This window comes from Microbacterium timonense (genome assembly GCF_900292075.1).
GTDB classification, from domain to species: domain Bacteria; phylum Actinomycetota; class Actinomycetes; order Actinomycetales; family Microbacteriaceae; genus Microbacterium; species Microbacterium timonense.
This window is the reverse complement of record NZ_OLMV01000007.1, coordinates 39635-59375: the sequence shown is the minus strand read 5'-3', so window position 1 is coordinate 59375 and position 19741 is coordinate 39635. Positions and strand designations below refer to the sequence as shown.

The window sequence follows — 19741 nt, the reverse complement described above, 5'->3', positions numbered from 1 at the left end:
TGAGCTCGGACCTCAGTGGTTGTCGCCGGAGACGTCGATGAGCACCTTGCCGACGGCGCCCTGTTCGGCGGCGTCGTGGGCCGCGGCCGTCTGCTCCAGCGGGAACCACGTGAGCGGCAGGCCGGCCGGCTCGCCGACCGGCAGCGCGCCATCGCGCAGTGCGGCGGTGATGTCTTCGGCGGCAGCCGAAAGCGCGGCATCCCCCACGGTGTACAGCAGTACCCCCTGGATCCTCACGTTCTTCGCGAACGTCGACCAGACCGGGATGGCGGCATCCCCACCACCGTCGGTGGCGTAGTACGCGATAGAGCCGTGATTGGCGATCACCTGGACGTCGAGGGCCGCGTTGCGAGCGATCGCCACCTCGACGATGTGGTCGACGCCGTTGGGGGCGAGCGCGGTGATCTGGTCGGCGGTATCCGTGTCGCGGTAGTTCACGGCGTGGTGGGCACCCGCTGCCTTGGCGAGAGTGGCCTTCTCGCCGCTCGAGATCGTGGCGATCACGGTCGCGCCGGCCCAGACCGCGAGCTGGATCGCGGCGTGGCCGACGGCACCCGCTCCCCCGGCTACCAGCACAACGCGGCCGTCGAGCGAACCCGGCGAAAGCCGCGCAGGACCGAACTCATGCACCGTGAGCGCCCGGTGCGCCGTCATCGCCGGCACGCCGAGGCTCGCGGCGACGTCGAAGCCGACTCCCTCGGGCAGCTTCACCGCTCGCTCGGCGGGGACGACCGTGTACTCCTGCGCCGTGCCCGTGGGGCGCTCGTGCTGGGCGAGGTACAGCCACACCCGGTCGCCGACAGCGAGGTTCGTGACGCCGTCACCGATGGCGTCGACGACACCGGCGCCGTCCTGGTTGGGCACGATCTCGTCGAACACCGGACGCGAGCCGCCTCCCGCGCGGGCCTTCCAGTCCGTGGGGTTCACGCCTGAGACGGTGACCTTCACGCGGACCTCGCCGGGGCCTGGAGTGGCGGGCTCACGCTCCACGAGCGAGAGGACGGACGAGCTGCCGGTACGGGAGTAGACGATCGATCGCATGTGAGGGGGAACGCGGGAGAAGGGCGGGGCATTTCCGGGGACCCCGAGGGCCCGGGTGAGTGGGGGATGGTCGGGACGTTTCGGCTCGCTCCGCTCGCTCAACGACCGGAGGCAGGAGTTGGGGATGGTTGCGAGCGTTCGGCTCGCTTCGCTCGCTCAACGACCGATGGGCGAATCATTCCCAGGTCATCGCTTCTTTGTCTGAATGTCGGAGGTACCTGGGATCCTTGAGATGTGAACATCCTCACCGACATGCGCGAGCGGCTCGACCGCGTCGCGACATGTGAGGAGCTGGATGTCGACGCCTCAGAACTGCCCGTGACCGCCGTGCGGCTGAGTGATTCGTCGCTGATGGAGCTGCTGGCCGATATCGCCGCGATCGCGAACGACGCGGAGCGGTTCCAGGCCGTGCTCGCCGGAGTCGCGGCTCAGCGTTCAGCCCGGGATCGCGGGCACTCCGGTCTCGCCGCCGTTCAAGGGCATGCCACCCCTGCGTCGCTGATCCAGGCGATCACCGGCGGCACCAAGGCGGAGGCGAACCGCCACGTGCGGATGGGTACTGCCCTGTTGCAAGAGCTGGATGAGGCGACGGATGCCGTGGCCGCCGGTGGGGCGTCAACGCCCGGGTCCGATGGGGCGTCCGGTGGCGAGGGCGCCGAGCCGGGCGGGGTGCATCCGGTGCCGCTCGCGGAAATGCCATGGCACGCACCCCTTCGGTCGGCGCTGCTGGACGGGCGGATCACGTCCGCGCAGCACGACGCGATCCGGCGCGGCCTCGGCGAGCCGCGTGTCGAGGAGGCGGCCGATCCCGCCGGAGCCGCCGTGCGGGAGGCGTGGTCGCTCGCGGCGGAAGGGCTCATCACCGAAGCATCGTCGATGCCGGCAGAAGAGCTCGCCAAACGAGCACGCACGGTGCGTGACCTGCTGGACCCTGTCGGCGCCGAGGAAAGGTACGCACACCGATTCGAGGCCCGTTCGTACCGCATGTGGGTCGACGGTGAGGGCCAGCACCGTGCGAGTATCGCGTTCGACGACGAGATGGGCCTGTGGGTTCAGTCCATGCTCGATGCCGCACTGCGGCCGCGGCGAGGCGGACCACGGTTCGTCACCGAAGACGAGCGCCAGCAAGCCGATGAGCTCGTCGCCGACCCGCGGACCAACGAGCAGCTCGCGTACGACCTGTTCGTCGACGTGATGCGTGCCGGCGCGCTGGCAGACGCGTCAGCGGTGTTCGGTGCGCGCCAACCGGGTGTGCGCATGGTCGTCGTCAAAGACGCGGCCGGGCGCCGCGACGCATTCGGACACCTCGTGGCAACCGGTCACGCCGAAGACGGCGGCGCCTCTTTCCCAGGCTCGGTCATCGACCGCAACATCTGCGCGAACGGCTCGATCGACGTCGTCGTTGACGCGCAGGGCAATCCGCTCGACCTCGGGCGCGAGGCCCGGCTCTATTCAGGCCGGCAACGACTGACGCTCGCGGTCCGCGATGGCGGATGCCGCTGGCCAGGGTGCGGCCGACCGCCCGCGTACTGCGAAGCCCACCACTGCGACCACTTCGTCGAGCATGAGGGCCGCACCGACATCGACCGCGGTGTGCTGCTGTGCCGGTTCCACCACATGCTGCTCCACAACCGCGGCTGGCGGATCACCCGCGACGGACGAGGGCCGTTCGTCCTCCATCCGCCGCCCGGCGAGGGCGCGCCGATCATCCTCGAGTCCAAAGCCGCCTGGAAGTGGGCCTGGGATCCCCCACCGCCGCCCGAACGAGCCGGCTGGCGCGCCGCCTGACGGGGTGACGTGGCCGCACGGACGCGCCGCCTGATCGGCGAAGACTCGCGCGGGAGATCACCCCGCATTTCGAGCCCCGCTCGTCACGCCCCTCGGCATCAGCGGCCGCCCGCACCGGCCATTCCGTTCCCAGTCGTTCCGGACGTGGTCGGCGCGGTCCGCGTGTCAACGCGCACCGTGAGCTCGCTCGCATACCCGCCCGAGACGCTGCCTCTGAAGGTGCCCAGCTGCAGCTCCCCTCCGTCGTCGCCGAAGACGTTGTCATTCGCGAGCGAACCCACGTCGGCGAGGTTGTGCAACGACCCCTCGTAGCCGGCGACGGCGTAGACCTCTTCACTGATGTCGCGATCGAACGCCAGCTGCGACGTCGCGATCGCGTTCGACGAATCGGTGACCGACTCGAGGTCGGGATACACCTCGAAGTGGATGTGCGGCCACCTTCCCGAGTAGCAGCCGGGATAAATCGACGTGAAGGTCACCTTTCCCGAGGCATCCGTCACCTGTACACCCCGCAGGAAGGTCTCATTCTCGACGCCCTCGGAGTACATCGAGTACCGACCCTGCGCGTCGCAGTGCCACGCGTACACCGCGACGCCCGCGAACGGCACGTCGCCGTGCGCCATATCGAGCACCGTGAAGGTGAACGTCAGCGGCACACCCTCTGCAACCCCACCACCGTCGATGCTGGAACGGATGTCGCTCCGGACGACTCCCGACTGCGCGAGCACATCGGGCCCGTTGGAACCGTCACCGGGGTACGGGCCGGCCGTCTCGCCGGGGATCTCGTCGCCGGACGATCCACTCGACGAACCCGAGGACGACGGAGTCGGACTGCCGGTCGAGGCGGTCGACGCGGACGCGCACGCCGCGAGCAGAAGGGCACCTGCCCCGATGCCGACCAGGCCGAGCACCCGCCGGCGCGACACGAGCGTCCGCAGGTCGAAGGCCGCACCCTGATCGACGACCTCCTCATCGGGCCGATCGAGTAGACGCCCCTCGTACGCGGGCCCCTGCGGCGTCTTGTCTGGTTCGGGGATGCGGCTCACGGGTCACTCCTCACAGATGGGATACGTGCTCCCAGCGTGGAATGCCGACGAAGGCGCGGGCTTTGGTGCGACTATGCGGTTGCTATGGCGCGCTCGGCGTTCGCCGCAACCGCAGCAACAGCTCCGCCGCGACGTATCGCGCCCTGCCCAAGGTCGAACGCGGGTCGTATCCGAGATCGCGAGTGAGCGCCTCGTGGCGAGCCTGCACGGTGGAATGATGCATACCGAGAGCAGCCGATGCTGCGCGCAGACTCTCATGCCTCACCACCGCATCGAGCACCTCCCGCGAGCGCTCGTCAAGCGACTCGAGCACGCGAACGTCGTCAGGCGGAGCGGCCGGATCGAAGCCCCGCACCACCAGCAGTAGAGCTCCGAGGTCGCCGGCATCCACGATGGGATGCGCTGGACCGGTGAGCCGCAAGGCCGTGGTCGCGGCATCCCACGACTCGGGCAGGCGGTCGGCGCGCACCCAGAGACCGACGCCTGCGCGCGTCGGGAGCGGCCGGCCACCCTCGTCGACGAGCGCCCGGACCATGCTCGCACCGGCAGCCATGGGTACGGAACCCGGCTCGGTCGCCTCCAGCGGGATCGCGATCGCTCGTACCCGTGCCGCGGGGTCGATGCGCAGACGCGCCAGCGCGCCCACACGCTCGGGGATCGGGCTGCCGCTGTCGACGGCGACCTCGATCGCAGCCTCGGGCTGGTGACGGGCGACGGTCAGCGTTACCGCGAGCGCGAGACGCTCGACCACCATCTCGTCGTTGACCAAGTGGTCGGTGCCGCGCTCGAGCCACACCTCACCGCCGACGATCTCGCGGCGCGGCGATCGAACGGGCGCCTCGCCTTCCACGCGCCGGCCGCCTGGCTCGCGTCGGTGGATTCGCTCGCGCAGCCGCACGCCGGCGGTCACCCCCGACAGCGTCGCCGCGGCGCGCAGCAGTGCCTCGATGCCCGCACCGGCTCCGACGAGCGCGTCGAAGTACGTGATCACCTTGAGCGTCTCGCTCGCCTCGGGATCGAGCGCCGTGAGCCGCCCGACGAGCTCCTGCATCAGCCTCCACCGCCTCGGAGCGTTCTACGGCGAAGCCCCGCGCTCACCCTAACTGTGCGGGCGAGCGCGGGGCTACAGAAGGGCTCGGCTACGCGCCGAGGATCCGGGCGACCCACGCGTCACGGGCAGCGGTCATCGCCTGCGCGAGAGCGGTGTGCGGGGCCATGATGTCGAACCCGTGGAATCCGCCGGGCCACACGTGCAGTTCGGCCTGCACACCCGCGTGCCAAAGCGCGGTGGCGTAGGCGACGTCCTCGTCGCGGAACACCTCCGCGGAACCGCAGTCGATGAACGCCGGTGGCAGGCCCGACAGGTCAGCAGCGCGGGCGGGGGCAGCGTAGATCGAGACGTCGTCGGTGCCGCGGCGCTCACCGAGCAGCGCACTCCAACCCGTGAGGTTGCTCGTGCGATCCCACACGCCGATCCCATCGATCTGCGCGGTCGACACGGTCGCGTCGCGGTCGTCGAGCATCGGGTAGATGAGCACCTGGCCGGCGAGCGCGGGCCCCTGTCGATCGCGCGCGAGAAGTGCGGTGCCGGCGGCGAGGCCCCCACCGGCGCTGGCACCCGCGATGATGAGGCGCTTCGGGTCGATGCCGAGCTCGTCGGCGTGGTCGGCGGTCCACACGAGACCCGCGTAACAGTCCTCGACCGGGTACGGATCGGGAAACTCGGGCGCGAGCCGGTACTCGACGGTCACCGCGACAGCATCATGCTGCACGATCCACGGCAGGATCTGACCGAGCCCGACGAAGCGGTCGCCGATGATCATGCCGCCGCCGTGCGTGTGATAGATCCCCGGACCGACACCGGCGCGACCGACGCGGCGCAGCACCGTCACCTCGATCTCACCGCCATCGTGACCCGCAATCGTGTGATCGGTGCGCTCGACGCCGGCCTCGGCGAGTACCTCGTCGACGCTGACCGCGATCGGAAGTCCCTGCCGCATCGCCGGGATCATCTCTGGCGTGATCGACGGCGGCATCTGATCGGCCAGTACGGCGAGCACCGCCTCGAGCTCTGGATCGAACGGCGGTCGTGCGACGGTTGTGCTCATGGAAACTCCTTCGTTCTCCAGTCGTTGCGAGTGGTGTCTCGAGCCTCCGCCGAAGTCACTCGCCGCACGACCGCCGAACGCGGCTGCTTCCACGCCCCTGACCCGCCACATGGCTGCTCCACGAAGACACGGGACTCCAGAGCAGAACGTGCGGCAAACCGCGGATCGCCGTTCGCACGGACGCGGTCGGCGACCACCCGGCGGGTCACGCCGCCGACTCGGCCTCAGCCTCAGCCAGCGGCGCCGGCTCGAGCGGCGTTGAGGCTGTCGCAATGCGCTCGCGGATCATTTCGACGGTGACCTCGGCGTCGCGCATGAGCTGAACGATCGCCGCGTGGTTCTCCCAGTGCTTCTGCCACAACTCGGCGCCGACGACCTCGGCGAAGTCGAGGCGTGTCGGAGTCCTCCACTGCTCGTACGCCGCCAGACGCGTGGCGCGCTCCTCGATGTCGACGACACCTCGCGTCTTCGGCGACCTCGGCGCGGCACCGAACATCCACTCGCGCCACGGTTTGTTGCCCTTGCTCTGGTTGCACTTGCCGCAGGCGGGCACGAGGTTGCTGATCTCGGAGATATAGCCGGTCGGCTGCTTTCCGATGACGAGCGGACGCAGGTGATCCCACTCCGACGCGTCGTCGCCGCAGTAAGCGCACACCACCTCATCGGACATCCCGAGGATGCCGAGCGCCTCATCGATGTCGGCCTCGCTCGGCGCGATCACCGGGATGATGCCGTTGACGAACGAGTTGGTGATGCTCGACGTGCGGCCCGTGATCCGGACGGCCTTGGGCATGGCGAAGCGAGGCGACGTCTGAGGCACGACATGAGCGTAACCATGAGACCCTCCGGACCGAGTCAGCGCCGCCCGTCAAGGGGGTCGGCGCCGAGGTCACGAGCGATGATCATCGGACCATGACAGCATCCGATCAGAGCCCTCCCCCAGACGGCGAGGACGAGCAGGACGTGGTCGAGCACGTCGTCGAAGACGTCAGAGACGACATCCGTCACGGGCACGTCGCAGACGACGTGAGCCATGTGCTCGACGAGCGACTGCACGACGCCGGCGTGGAGCTGCGCCCGGAACGGGTGGACGACCTCGCCGAAGACATCGAATCCGACGTCTCGACATAGCCTTACTCGGCGGCCACGCGCGCCGATCGCTCCAGAGGCGAAGAAGACGCGGTCACGCGAAACGGCGAACTCCGACGATGTTCACCGGGTCTTCGTCGAACCGTCACCCAGGCTGCTTCCGCGGGCGGCCGCACCCTCCGTGCCCTCCTGCCCGCCTGCCCGCTTGCGCCCCCACTGCGAGGCGAAGTACAGGATCACGCCGACCGCGAGCAGCGCCGCGGCGAAGAGCCAGACGAGCGGGCGCTGCTGCGTGAGCAGGAGGATGCACGAGCCGATGCCGAGCACCGGGACGAACGTCCACACGCGGAAGTGATCGTGCTGCACCTTGTCGCGGCGCAGCACGAGGACCGACACGTTCGCACTGAGGAAGACGATCAGAAGCAGGAGCACCACGGTCTCGGCGAGGGTCGCGAGGTCTCCGACCAGCGTGAGGAGCATCGCGACGAGCGTGGTGGCGAGGATCGCCACCCACGGCGTCTTGCGGCCGGGGAGCACACGAGACAGCACGCGGGGCAGCAGGCCCTGCTCCGACATCCCGTAGGTGAGGCGGCTGGTCATGATCATCGTCAGCAGCGCGCCGTTCGCCACGGCGATGAGTGCGATGAGGCTGAACAGCCACGACGGGATGGCCACGCCGCTGGCTTCGACGACCGCCAGAAGAGGCCCGCTCGACTCGGCGAGCTCGCTGGCAGGCAGCGCGATGGCGCTCGCGAGCCCGACGAGGATGTAGACGAGCCCGGCCGTGATGAGCGCGGCGAACAGCGCGATCGGGTAGGTCTTGCTCGGCTTCTTGACCTCCTCGATCATGTTGGCCGAGGTCTCGAACCCGACGAACGAGTAGTAGGCGATGATGGCGCCGCCCAGCACTGCCGTGGCAAGACCCGCGCCCTCGGGCAGCTGAGTGACTCTCGAGACGTCTCCCCCGCCGCGCGACATCATGATGGCGACCACCACGACGACGATCACGAGGCCGCTCACCTCGATCACCGTCATCACGAAGTTCGCCGCCATGGACTCACGGATGCCGCGCACGTTGAGCAGTGCGACCACTGCCAGGAACGCGATGGCGACCGGGATCGTCGGCAGGTCGATGAACGTACGGAAGTACTCCCCCGCGAACGCGAGCGACAACCCCGCAGCGCTCGTCACACCCGCCGCGAGCATCGAGAAGCCGATGAGGAACGAGACGAGGCGGTTGCGGAACGCCCGCTCGGCGAACACCGCGGCACCGCCGGCCCGCGGGTACTTCGTCACGAGCTCGGCGTAGGAGCCGGCCGTCAGCATCGCCAGCACGAGCGCCAGCAGGAGCGGTGCCCACAGCATCCCGCCGACTTCCTTGCCGAGTACACCCATCAGGGCGTAGATGCCCGCCCCCAGCACATCGCCGAGGATGAAGGCGAACAGCAGCGGCCCGGTGATCGCGCGCCGCAGTCGGGTGTCAGATGTCCCGTCGGCGTTCGGCGGTGCGTCGGTCGGCAACATGGGCACTCCCTGGCTCAGCGCGCGACCCCGGTGGCCGGCGCATCGCGTTCCACCCTGGCGTGCGCGGCGGATTTCACCGCGACGGTTGACGGATGCCGCGCAGTAGCGCTACGCGCGGTGCTTCGCATGTGCAGACCCCGTGAGAAAGGCATTGTCAGCGGCATTTACAACGGTGTAGATTTCTCGCGTACTACACCGGTGTACTACGCGCATCGCGGGCAGCTCACTGGCGAACAGTGCCAACGCAACAGGTGCGCAGGTGCGTCTGCGCCGAACAATGAAAGGCCCTTCAATGAAGAATGTCCCCCGAACTCGCTGGCCACATGGCGCCCGCGTCCAAGCGGTGGCCGCCGGTCTGGCCCTCGTGGCGTCGACGGTGATCGTCTCCGCCGCCCCCGCCGCTGCAGCTGCGGACCCCTGGGAATCGCAGAGCGGGATCTACCACTACTTCACGGTGCCCAAGGCCGACGTGCCGTCGAACGCTTGCGGAAACTCCACGGGCGCCGGCGCCGAGCTGGAAGGCAACATCGGCCCCTCGGGCACCTGGGCGGCCGTCGGCCTCGACGCGAGCGGTGCCAACTGCCGCGCGAACGTCGGCCCGCTGGAGCCGGGCCTGTACTACTACCAGTACGTGGCGACGATGCCCGACCGCTCCAAGGTCGTGTTCCGCAACCCCGACAGCCCCATCGACGTCACCTCGCACCCGAACTGGAACACGCTCTTCGTCCCAGGTCCCGAGGTCGCATGGATGGATGACGTCGCCACGGGTGGGGGCGCCGTCTCGGAGCTCGCCTACACCTCGCCTGTCGATGACAGCCAGCACTCGGCGACGGTGTGGACGCCGCCGGACTACACGACGAAGCCCTCGAAGGCCTACCCCGTGCTGTACCTGCTCGCCGACGAGGGCCAGTCGTCTCGCGAGTGGCTCGAACTCGGCCGCGCCCAGCAGATCCTCGACAACCTCGCGGTGAACGGCGACCTCGCCTCGATGGTCGTCGTGATGGCCGACGCCGGCGACGCGGACTTCCGCGCCGAGGTGATGGACGGCCTCGTCCCGGCGGTGCACTCCGCCTACAACGTCTCGGGCAAGGTGAAGCAGACGGGCATCGCCGGCATCGGCCGGGGAGCCGCGCAGGCTCTCGAGCTGGCGGCCAGCGAGCCCGGTGTGTTCGGGTCGGTCGGCTCGTTCTCGGGATACCTGTCCGACGACACCCACATCACGCCCGCCCAGGCGCGCAAGCTCAACGCCAAGACCGATCTGCTGCGCTTCTACGTCGGCAACACCCTCGACGCGAACTACAACGCGACCTACGAAGCGATCCAGACGCTCGAGCAGGCGGGCGTCCGCCTCGAGTCCGACGGCGTGCACCCCGAGACCGGCGGTGTGTGGGACACCTGGCGAGAGAACCTGCGTGACTTCGCGGCCCGGGCCTTCCAGCCGCACGTGAGGGACCACGGCCAGAGCGCCGGCCACCGCCTGCAGACCGGGCCGTACACCGCGCCGGCAGCCGGCAGCATCACGACGCCGCACATCGACGCCGACGGCATGGTCACGTTCGAGACCGGCACCCAGTGGGCCGACGCCAAGGACGTGGTGCTGTGGGGTGACTGGGCGCCGAACGGCCAGTGGTTCCGCATCCCGCTGACGAAGGTCGGCGACCGCTGGCGCACGACGATCGGCCCGATCGACGGCTACTACTACTGGCGCTACGAGGTCAACGGCGTCGCCTTCCACGACCCGGCCGACACCAAGAACGTCGAGAACGTGGAAAGCCAGCTGTTCGTGCCGGGCGGCGAGCGCACGCCGCTCTTGGCCGACCTCCCCGCAGATCAGACCGGCACGGTGACGACGCTCACCTACGCCGGGTCGGCGGGCTCGTCGAAGCTGAAGGTGTGGACGCCCGTGGACTACGACCCGAACCGCGCCGAGGCGTACCCCGTGCTGTACCTGTACCACGGGTTCGGGCAGAACTACGCCAGCTGGACCGAAGTCGGCCGGGCCGCTCAGATCCTCGACAACCTGTACGCGCGAGGTGAGATCAAGCCCATGGTCGTCGTGATGCCCGGCTACGCGGGAGCCCCGGGTGACATCTGGGGCGACCTGTCGGGCAACGTCATGCCGCTGGTGAGCGCGCAGTACAACGTCTCGGACGACCCGTCGCAGCGGGCGATGGCCGGCCTGTCGTGGGGCGGCCGCCTCACGCACGGCACGATGATCAGTCACCCCGGCAACTTCGCGTACTACGGCATCTTCTCGCCGCCGTTCGCGAGCGGGTCGGTCAACCCGTCGACTCCGGCCGGCCAGACCACCATCGCGACGACCAAGTCGGTGACGCTCTTCGCGGGCGACGTCGACACGGGCGCCGTGTCGGCGATCAACGGCATGGAGACGAACCTCGGGTCCAACGGCATCCCGGTCGTGAAGACCGTCATTCCGGGCCCGCACGGCTTCGACGTCTGGTGGCAGGGGCTGTCCGACTTGCTGCCGCGGATCTTCTAGCCGTCCCGGCGGCGGCGACGTGCGGCATCCCGTGCGTCGCCGCCGGCGAGGGATCCTCGAGTGGGGGCCGAGCGTGTCGGCCCCCACTCGCTGTTCGTGAGCTCGACTGCGCCGCGGCCCGACTCGAGCGGTGTTGTACGCTGACCACTGACCCGAGGGAGGCGGCACGGCCGTGGCACGCAAGGCGAGCGGATCCGCGACCATCCGCGATGTGGCACACCTCGCCGGCGTGTCGATCAAGACCGTCTCGAACGTCCTCAACGGCTACCCCTACATCCGTCCCGAGACGCGCGAGCGAGTGGACGAGGCGATCCGCAGGCTTGACTACCACGTCAACGTCTCGGCTCGTAATCTCAGCCGCGGCCGCACGGGTCTCATCGCTCTGGTTCTTCCCGCCGTGCGAGGCGTGTACTTCGCAGAGCTGGCCGACGCGGTGATGCGCGAGGCGGCGAAGGTCGGCCTCACCGTGTTCATCCAGCAGACCAACGACGAGCGCGATCGGGAACTCAGGGTGCTGGACGGCAGCTACCGCTCCATGGTCGACGGCGTCATCTATTCACCCCTGGCACTGAGCCAGCACGATGTCGCATCGTTCGATGTGGACTTCCCCCTGGTGCTGCTCGGTGAGCGCATCTTCGACGCCGGCGTCGACCACGTCACGATGCAGAACGTGGAGGCCGCTCGGGCGGCGACGGAGCACGTGATCAGCCGCGGAGCCCGGCGCGTCGTGCCGCTCGGGGCGAAGGACGACCCCTCCACGAGCAGCGGCACGCTCCGCATGCAGGGGTTCTCGCAGGCGCTGCACGCGCACGGCCTCGAGGTCGATTCGCGCGCCGTCATCGGGGTGCCCGACTACTTCCACGCCACCGGCGCCGCGGCCATGGCGGAGATCCTCGACCGCGGGGTGATGCCGGATGCCGTCGTCGCCTTCGCCGACACGCTCGCTCTCGGAGCGCTGTCGACGCTGGCCGACCGCGGCCTGCGTGTGCCGGAGGACGTGCGGCTCGTCGGCTTCGACAACATCGAGGAGACCAACTACTCCCGTCCTCCGCTGACGACGATCGACCCGGGCCGCGACGTGATCGCGGCCAAGGCCGTCGCGCTGCTGGAGGAGCGGATCCGACTCCGGCTCGACGGGGTCCCGAAAGACGATCAGCCGCCGCCGCGCAGGGTCGTCGTCGACTTCGAGCTCATCGAGCGTCAGTCGACGCAAGGCTGACCCGCGCTGTCCTCGACCCGCGTCACCACCACCAGGATCGGCCGTGGAGCATGTCGCCGAAATCCTCCGGGGTGCCGCGTCCGGCATGCCGGGCGCCGAGGTAGCTGTCGACCACCGCGCGGCCGAGGTCGTCGAGCTCCGGCGCGACCACCTGCCCACCGGCCCGGCGCGCGAGCGCGTCGATGAAGCGGGCGAGGCCAGGATCCTCCCCGAGCCGGAAGAAGGTCGTCTGCGCGCCGAGCCGCTGCACGGTGTCGAGTTCCCGCACCGTCGCGGCCACCGTCCGCGGGTCGGGCGGATACGCGAAGTACACGTGCCCGTCGGGACGGAGGTGGGCCGTCGGCTCGCCGTCGGTCACGATGAGCAGCACCGGCTGCGCCGTGGGATTGCGGCGGAAGTGACGCTGAGCGAGCATCAGCGCGTGCTGCAGGTTGGTGCCCTTGTCCCACACCGAGTCCTTCGCGGTCAGCTGCTCGATGTCCATCACCTCGGCGTGACGGGCGAACGCGATCAGCTGCAGGTTGTCGCCGCGGAAGCGGGTCGAGATCAGGTGGTGCAGGGCCAGAGCGGTGCGCTTCATCGGAACCCACCGGCCGTCCAGCGCCATCGAGAACGACGTGTCGACCAGCAGCGCGACGGCCGCCTGCGTGCGCTGCTCCGTCTCGACCACCTCGACGTCGCGCGTGTCCAGCCGCAGGCCGGCTGACGGGTCGCCGCCGTCGAGCACGGTTCGCAGCACCGCGTTCGACACCGTGCGCGGGATGTCCCACGGCTCGGTGTCGCCGAACGCCCACTCCCGCGTCGACCCGGTGCGGTCGCCCGCGGCGCCGACGTTGCGCGTTTCGCGGCGACCCATGCGGCCCGACTGCCGCGTCGCGATGTCGCGCAGGAGTGCGCGCCCGAGCTGTCGCATCGCTTTCGGCGTCAGCCGGAGCTGCCCGTCCGACGCGCGCTGCAGCATCCCGGTGTCCCTGAGCTGCTTCTCGAGCTCGCGGAGCGTGCGGGCGCTGACCGCGGCATCCTCGCCGATGAGCCGTTCGAGCGCGTCGAGGTCGATGTCGTCCATGCGCGCGCCCGGGTAGGCCTGGCTCAGCTGGTCGGTGAGCGAGTCGAGGTCGGAGAGGTCCTGCATGAGGCCGGTCGCCTCGCCGAGCCCCGTCGGCTCATCGCCGGAGAAGGATGCCGAACCCGACCAGTCTTCGCCGGGTCGGAGCGAGCGCAGATTGTCGTCGAGGCGCGAGAGCGACTGCATGAGTTCGGGCGAGCCGAACGCCTGTTCGGCGAGGCTCAGAAGCTCATCGCGCTGTTCGGGCGTCATCGAGTTCAGCATGCGCTGCGCGGCCGCCGAACGCTCGGCCATGGCATCCACGAGCTCGTCGAGATTCTGCGGGTTCTCGGGGAACTGATCCCCGTGCTTGCGCATGAACTCGTCGAAGTCCTCCTGCGTGTCTTCGCCCAGCCGGCGCTTCTCGAGCAGGTCGTTGAGGTCGTCGAGCATCTCGCGGATCGCCTGGCGGTCGGCATCCGTCGCGTTCTCGAGCGCGTTCTTCATGCCGGCGAAGCGCTGGTCCAGCAGCTCCCGGCCGAGCAGTTCGCGGATGCGGTCGTAGTCGGCGCGCGCGCTCGGACTCTGCCAGTCGTAGTCGGCGAGGTCGTTGACGGCCGCCGCGGTGCTGGAGGGCAGGTTCTCCAGCCGCATCTCGGCGAACGCGCGCACGTCGTCGTCGAGGTCGACGTCGCGGACGAGCTGTTTGCGCTCCTCGAGCACGGCGTGTTCGAGGAGCCGCCTGACCTCCTCGAGGGTGCCGTCGAGCCGGTGGCGCCGCGTGATCTCGGCCCGGCGCTCGCGCACGCGGCGGGCGAGGTCGTCGAGGCCCTGGCGATCGCGATCGCCGCGGCGGAGGTACTCGCGCATCGCGCGCTCGGCCGACGTGCCCTCCATGACGTCGCGCCCGATGGCCTCGAGCGCGGACTGCACCTCGACCGGCGGCGCGAGCGGGTCGCCACCCTGGTACCGGCCATAGCGCGCCGTGTGCGCCGGGGTGCGGTGGAATGAGCGGGGCATTACGGATGCCTCGAATCGGCGCTGCTCGTCGGCCCGGGGCGTTTCGTCTCGCTTCGCTCGCTCAACGACCGGGAGGCGGGACGTTTCGTCCCGCTGCGCTCGCTCAACGACCGGGAGGTCGGCCACCGGTCGTTGAGCGAAGGGCGCTCCAGCGCCCGAAGACGAAACGCTCCGGGGCGACGGTACGCACCGCGCGAGGGACGTTTCGTCTCGCTTCGCTCGCTCAACGACCGGGACCTCGGCCACCGGTCGTTGAGCGAAGGGCGCTCCAGCGCCCGAAGACGAAACGCTCCGGGGCGACGGTACGCACCGCGCGAGGGACGTTTCGACTCGCTTCGCTCGCTCAACGACCGGGGGCCGGGGCGACGGTACGCACCGCGCGTGGGACGTTTCGTCTCGCTGCGCTCGCTCAACGACCGGGGGGCGGGGCGTTTCGACTCGGTCCGCTCGCTCAACGAGCGGGGGGTGACGCTAGCCATAGACGGTCTCACCTCCGGCGCTGTCTTTGCCGATCTTGCGCTCGAGATACAGCGACTCCAGCAGCAGCTCGAGCGCGCCGGCACGCTCGCCCGGCGTGCGGGCTTCGAGCCGGTCGGCCACCTGGTCGTAGAGGTCGGACTCGCCGAGCACCGGCAGCGCGGCGAGCACGTCGGCGGCCGTCACCTGCTCACCGGTCATGACCGTCGCACCGTCGTGCAGCGCGTCGGCGAGCGCACGCGCGTCGATGCCCCGAAGGTGAGCGCGCGCGGTCTCGGCGACGGCCGTGCGCAGCAGGTGCTCCAGCACGGCGCGCTCACGACCCTCCTCCCCCGTCTCGAACTCGATCTTGCCGCCGAGCACGTCGACGGCGGTCTCGAGGTCCACGGGGCGGGCGACCGCCACCTCCTCGTGCTGGCGCGTCGCGCGATGCAGAGCGGCCGCGGCGATCGTCTCGGCGCCGGCGATCGCGAACCTGGCGGAGACGCCGGCGCGCTGGTCCACGGCATCCGATTCGCGAAGGTTGCGCGTGAACCGTGCCAGGATCTCGAGCAGATGCTCCGGCACCTCGGCGACGAGGTCGGCCTCCTGACGGATGACGGCGATCTCTTCGTCGATCGTCTGCGGGTAGTGGGTGCGGATCTCGGCGCCGAAGCGGTCCTGCAGCGGCGTGATGATGCGGCCGCGGTTCGTGTAGTCCTCGGGGTTCGCGGTCGCGACGACGAGCACGTCGAGGTCGAGGCGCAGCACGTATCCGCGGATCTGGATGTCGCGCTCCTCCATGACGTTCAGCAGCGACACCTGGATGCGCTCGGCGAGATCGGGCAGCTCGTTGATCGCCACGATGCCGCCGTTGCTGCGCGGCACGAGCCCGTAGTGGATCGTCTCGGGATCGCCGAGCGAGCGGCCCTCGGCCACCTTGATCGGGTCCACGTCGCCGATGAGGTCGGCCACCGACGTGTCGGGGGTGGCGAGCTTCTCGGCGTACCGCTCGGTGCGATGCCGCCACACGACGGGCAGATCGTCGCCCAGCTCACCGGCGCGGCGGACGGATGCCGGGGCGATGGGATGGAACGGATGCTCCCCGAGCTCGGATCCCTCGATGACGGGCGACCATTCGTCGAGCAGCCCCACGAGGCTGCGCAGCAGCCGCGTCTTGCCCTGACCTCGCTCTCCCAGCAGCACGATGTCGTGTCCGGCGAGGAGGGCCCGCTCGAGCTGCGGGATCACCGTGGTGTCGAAGCCGTGGATGCCGGGCCACGGGTCGGTGCCCTCGGCGAGTGCCGCCAGGAGGTTCTCGCGCAGCTCGACGCGTACCGGCCGGTAGGTGTGACCCGATGCGCGCAGCTGGCCGGCCGTCGTGATCCCGGAAGGCGATGGTGTCATGCCCGGAGGCTACGCCGCCCGCGACGGTGTGGGGGCCGGATCGAGGAAATTCTCGGAAGGGGCCGTCGAGGCGAAAGGGAGGGGTCACGCCTGGGCGGCGGCCCGCAGTTCACGCGGCGAGCGGCCCGGCGGCTGGGTCGGCGTCTCACCCGGAGACGGCAGCGGAGGAGTCGCGAGCTGAACCGGCACCCCTGGCTCCAGCTCGACGACCTCCCCGAAGTGCCGGATGCAGAGGGGGTGCCCGCCGCTGAGCGTGTACGTGGTCGCCTCGGCCGCGGCATCCACGCGAAGCACCTCGCCCGCGATGCGCACCCCGAAGCCGAACCGGGTGATCGGCTCGGCCACGCGCGGGCAGAAGGCGAGCCCGTCGTCGCCGTCCGTCATGCCGCCGAGGCCCCAGACGACGGCCGTCCACACGCCCGCGAGCGCGGCGACGTGCAGGCCGTCGTCCACGTCGTCTTTGAGGTCGTCGAGATCGATCGTGGCCGCCTCCGTGAGGTACTCGACCGCGAGACCCAGGTGGCCGACGCGTGCGGCGACCACGGCCTGCGTGGACGCCGACAGCGACGAGTCGCGCACCGTCAGCTCCTCGTAGTAGGCGAAGGCACGCGCGGTCGCTTCGGCCGAGAAGCACTCGGGGAACAGCTGCAGCGCGAGCACCAGATCCGCCTGCTTCAGCACCTGCTTGCGATACAGGTCGAAGTACGGGAAGTGGCTGTGCAGCGGGTACTGCTCTGACGAGGTCGCGGCGAAGTCCCAGCGCTCCAGCTCGGTGAATCCGGCCGACTGCTGGTGCACGCCGCGCACGGCGTCGAACGGCACGGCGACCGCGTCGGCCACGAGCTCCCACGAGCCGATCTCCTCGTCGCTGACGCCGAGGCGCCGAGCCGCTGACGGATGCCGCCGCGCGGCGTGAGCCGCGCCACGCAGGTTCCGCTGCGCCGAGAGGTTGGTGAAGATGTTGTCGTCGACCAGCGCCGAGTATTCGTCGGGGCCGGTGATCCCGTCGATGTGGAACACCCCGTCGGCGTCGAAGCGGCCCAGCGCCACCCACAGTCGCGCCGTCTCGACGAGGATCTCGAGGCCCACGTCGCGCTCGAAGTCCCGGTCGCCGGTCACGCGGACGTGGCGGAGCACCGCTCCGGCGATGTCGGCGTTGATGTGGAAGGCCACAGTTCCGGCAGGCCAGTACCCGGAGCACTCGCGGCCGCTGATCGTGCGCCAGGGGAACGCGGCGCCGGCCAGGTGCAGCTGCTCGGCGCGTTCCCGCGCCTTGTCGATGGTCGCACGGCGCCACCGCAGCGCGCCGGCCGCGGCATCCGGAAGCGTGTACGTGAGCACGGGCAGCACGAATGTCTCGGCATCCCAGAAGGTGTGACCCTCGTACCCGGGACCGGTGAGCCCCTTGCCGGGGATCGAGCGCACCTCCGCGCGGGCGGCGGACTGCAGCACCTGGAACAGCGAGAACCGCACCGCCTGCTGCAGCCGCGCCGAGCCCTCGACGGTGACGTCGGAGGCCTCCCAGAACGCGTCGAGGAACTCGCGCTGCTCCCGCGCGAGGCCGTCCCATTCCCGCGCGACGGCCGTCGACACGGCGGCCTCGACCCGGTCGCGCAGCGCATGATCGGTCAGCGCATGCGACCACTCGTGCCCCACGAACTTCTGAAGACGGATGCCTTCGCCCGCGGCAAGACGCACCGTGACGGTCGTGCGCGCGACGTCGTCGGTCGCGGTCGTCTCGACGTTCGCCGCACCGCTGACGATGTGGTCCATGGCTACGGCGACGCCGATCCGGCTTCGCCGGGTGCGGTGCAGCAGAGTGGCCCTCGTGCCCGCGACGGAACGGTCGACCGCGTCGAACGGGCGCTCGAGCGCCGCCATGACCCGTTCATCCGGGTGCACCTCCGGCAGCGGCTCGTTGGCCACGATCTCGGACAGGACCGTGATGTCGATCGGTCCGCTGAGCGCCGTCACGCGGTAGTCCACGGCCGCCACGGCGCGGTGGGTGAGCGACACCAGTCGCGTCGACTCGATCCGCACCGACGCGCCGGCCGCAGAGGTCCAGTACACCTCGCGGTGCAGCGTGCCGGCTCGGAAGTCGAGCTCTTGCGCATGGTGTTCGAGCCGCCCCTCCCTGATGTCGAACGGCTCGTCGCCGACGAGCAGGCGGATGACCTTGCCGTCGGGGGCGATCACCGTGCTCTCACCGTGCTCGGGGTAGCCGTAGCCGTCTTCGGCGTAGGGCATGGGGTGCTGCTCGTACAGGCCGTTCAGGTAGGCGCCCGGCACCTCGCACGGATCGCCCTCATCGAGCGAGCCGCGCCACCCGATGTGGCCGTTGGAGAGCGAGAACACGGACTCGCGCCGGGCTTGGCGGGCGTCGTCCCATCCCCGCCACCCGATGCTCCAGGGGGCGATCTCGAAGCGGGAGCTCTGCGAAGGCATACCGGCAGTCTGCCGACAGGACGCACCCCGGGAGGAGGAGGTTGATATTCGGACCGGGTGTCGGTATCGCGGAGGCCAGCGAGCGGGGAGCCAGCACGGGGAGCGCCTCGCCGGCGTTGCGCCGGCAGCGAATCGCGCAGGCCCCACGACTTCTCCGGAGCGAGGATGATCGTATGCCCATCACCGGTGTCGGAGTCACCGCGGTCGCCGTCGCAGCGGCGCGCGCCCTCGAATCCACGCGCAGCGACGCGCTCATCCACGACCCGTGGGCCGCGCTGCTGGTTCGCGCGGCGGACGTGTCGACGCCCTTCCCCGAGCGCTGGCCCGACCGACTCGACGAGGTGTCGCCCGTTGACCACTCGATGCTCCTCGGCGCGATGTACATCGGCATGCGCACGCGCTTCATCGACGACGAGCTGCGCGCCGCCGGCCTTCCCCAGGTCGCCGTGCTCGGCAGCGGGCTGGATACGCGGTCATGGCGTCTGGACTGGTCAGCGGGCACGCGCGTCTTCGAGCTGGACACTCCCGAGGTCGTGGCGTTCGTCGAGGCCGCCATGACCGTCGCCGGCGTCGCTGTGCGGTGTCGTCGCACCGCCGTCCCGGCAGACGTGACCAAGCCCTGGGCGCTGACCCTCGTGCGCGCCGGGTTCGATCCGGGAACCCCTGCGCATTGGGTGCTCGAGGGCCTGCTTCCCTACCTCACCGCGCACGATCAGCGTCAGGTGCTCGACGACGTCCTCGCGCTGTCTGCCCCGGGCTCTCGCGCGGTCATCGAGCGCGCTCCCGCTCTCACCGACACCCCCGAGACGCGTGAACGACTGGTGGCCTTCTCATCGGCCACCGGCATTCCCCTCGAGGACCTCCTCGCGCGCACCGATCCGCCCGACCCGGCCACCGTCCTCTTCGACGCCGGGTGGGACGTCGAGGAGGTCTCCGTGCCGGACCTGGAGCTGCGGTACGCCCGCCGGCTCGTCGTCGACCGGGGCGACGCCGCTGCGTCGGGTGACGGCTCCTCGCGCGGAGGATTCGTCATCGCCCGCCGTCCGGAATGAG

The 19741-nt window shown here is 70.0% G+C and carries 14 protein-coding genes; 5 read left to right on the top strand and 9 right to left on the bottom strand.

From position 1 onward, the window contains the following. Window positions 1-12 precede the first annotated feature (12 nt). The gene (locus tag C9992_RS16160) at window positions 13-1041 is read right to left on the bottom strand and encodes an NADPH:quinone reductase (protein ID WP_106816671.1); all 1029 of its coding nucleotides are present in this window, start codon (window positions 1039-1041) and stop codon (window positions 13-15) included. Between the two features lie 234 nt (window positions 1042-1275). Here C9992_RS16160 and C9992_RS16155 point away from each other — a divergent pair, with 234 nt between their 5' ends. Continuing rightward, on the top strand, window positions 1276-2829 hold the full coding sequence (locus tag C9992_RS16155) for an HNH endonuclease signature motif containing protein (protein ID WP_235008289.1): 1554 nt from the start codon (window positions 1276-1278) through the stop codon (window positions 2827-2829). Window positions 2830-2927: 98 nt separating this feature from the next. Here the strand turns inward: C9992_RS16155 and C9992_RS16150 are convergent, their stop codons facing one another. The 4 genes from C9992_RS16150 to C9992_RS16135 form a co-directional block, all read right to left on the bottom strand. Next, entirely contained in the window at window positions 2928-3875 is a 948-nt protein-coding gene (locus C9992_RS16150; RefSeq protein ID WP_106816670.1) for an intradiol ring-cleavage dioxygenase, read from the bottom strand. Between the two features lie 82 nt (window positions 3876-3957). Then, a complete protein-coding gene (locus C9992_RS16145; RefSeq protein WP_106816669.1) occupies window positions 3958-4926 on the bottom strand; it encodes a hypothetical protein in 969 nt (322 codons plus the stop codon). An 88-nt stretch (window positions 4927-5014) separates the two neighbouring features. Next, window positions 5015-5983, bottom strand: coding sequence for an alpha/beta hydrolase (locus C9992_RS16140; protein WP_106816668.1), 969 nt, complete (start codon window positions 5981-5983; stop codon window positions 5015-5017). A 205-nt stretch (window positions 5984-6188) separates the two neighbouring features. Continuing rightward, window positions 6189-6803 carry an HNH endonuclease gene (locus tag C9992_RS16135; protein WP_200826366.1) on the bottom strand — a complete coding sequence of 205 codons (615 nt, stop codon included), beginning with the start codon at window positions 6801-6803 and terminating at the stop codon, window positions 6189-6191. A gap of 92 nt (window positions 6804-6895) precedes the next feature. Here C9992_RS16135 and C9992_RS16130 point away from each other — a divergent pair, with 92 nt between their 5' ends. Next, the gene (locus tag C9992_RS16130; protein ID WP_106816667.1) at window positions 6896-7114 is read left to right on the top strand and encodes a hypothetical protein; all 219 of its coding nucleotides are present in this window, start codon (window positions 6896-6898) and stop codon (window positions 7112-7114) included. 81 nt (window positions 7115-7195) lie between these two features. Here the strand turns inward: C9992_RS16130 and C9992_RS16125 are convergent, their stop codons facing one another. Further along, window positions 7196-8596 carry an APC family permease gene (locus C9992_RS16125; RefSeq protein ID WP_106816666.1) on the bottom strand — a complete coding sequence of 467 codons (1401 nt, stop codon included), beginning with the start codon at window positions 8594-8596 and terminating at the stop codon, window positions 7196-7198. A 292-nt stretch (window positions 8597-8888) separates the two neighbouring features. On the opposite strand from C9992_RS16125, the gene C9992_RS16120 reads away from it, so the two are divergent. Together C9992_RS16120 and C9992_RS16115 are read left to right on the top strand one after the other, a co-directional pair. Then, window positions 8889-11096, top strand: coding sequence for an alpha/beta hydrolase-fold protein (locus tag C9992_RS16120; protein ID WP_160150909.1), 2208 nt, complete (start codon window positions 8889-8891; stop codon window positions 11094-11096). Window positions 11097-11268: 172 nt separating this feature from the next. Then, the gene (locus C9992_RS16115) at window positions 11269-12315 is read left to right on the top strand and encodes a LacI family DNA-binding transcriptional regulator (RefSeq protein ID WP_106816664.1); all 1047 of its coding nucleotides are present in this window, start codon (window positions 11269-11271) and stop codon (window positions 12313-12315) included. Window positions 12316-12337: 22 nt separating this feature from the next. Here C9992_RS16115 and C9992_RS16110 read toward each other — a convergent pair whose 3' ends face one another. The 3 genes from C9992_RS16110 to C9992_RS16100 form a co-directional block, all read right to left on the bottom strand. Further along, entirely contained in the window at window positions 12338-14380 is a 2043-nt protein-coding gene (locus C9992_RS16110) for a vWA domain-containing protein (protein ID WP_106816663.1), read from the bottom strand. A gap of 471 nt (window positions 14381-14851) precedes the next feature. Continuing rightward, on the bottom strand, window positions 14852-16243 hold the full coding sequence (locus C9992_RS16105; RefSeq protein ID WP_106816662.1) for an AAA family ATPase: 1392 nt from the start codon (window positions 16241-16243) through the stop codon (window positions 14852-14854). Window positions 16244-16327: 84 nt separating this feature from the next. Then, the gene (locus C9992_RS16100) at window positions 16328-18688 is read right to left on the bottom strand and encodes a glycoside hydrolase family 65 protein (RefSeq protein ID WP_106816661.1); all 2361 of its coding nucleotides are present in this window, start codon (window positions 18686-18688) and stop codon (window positions 16328-16330) included. Window positions 18689-18861: 173 nt separating this feature from the next. On the opposite strand from C9992_RS16100, the gene C9992_RS16095 reads away from it, so the two are divergent. Then, on the top strand, window positions 18862-19740 hold the full coding sequence (locus tag C9992_RS16095; protein ID WP_106816660.1) for an SAM-dependent methyltransferase: 879 nt from the start codon (window positions 18862-18864) through the stop codon (window positions 19738-19740). Window position 19741: the final 1 nt, after the last annotated feature.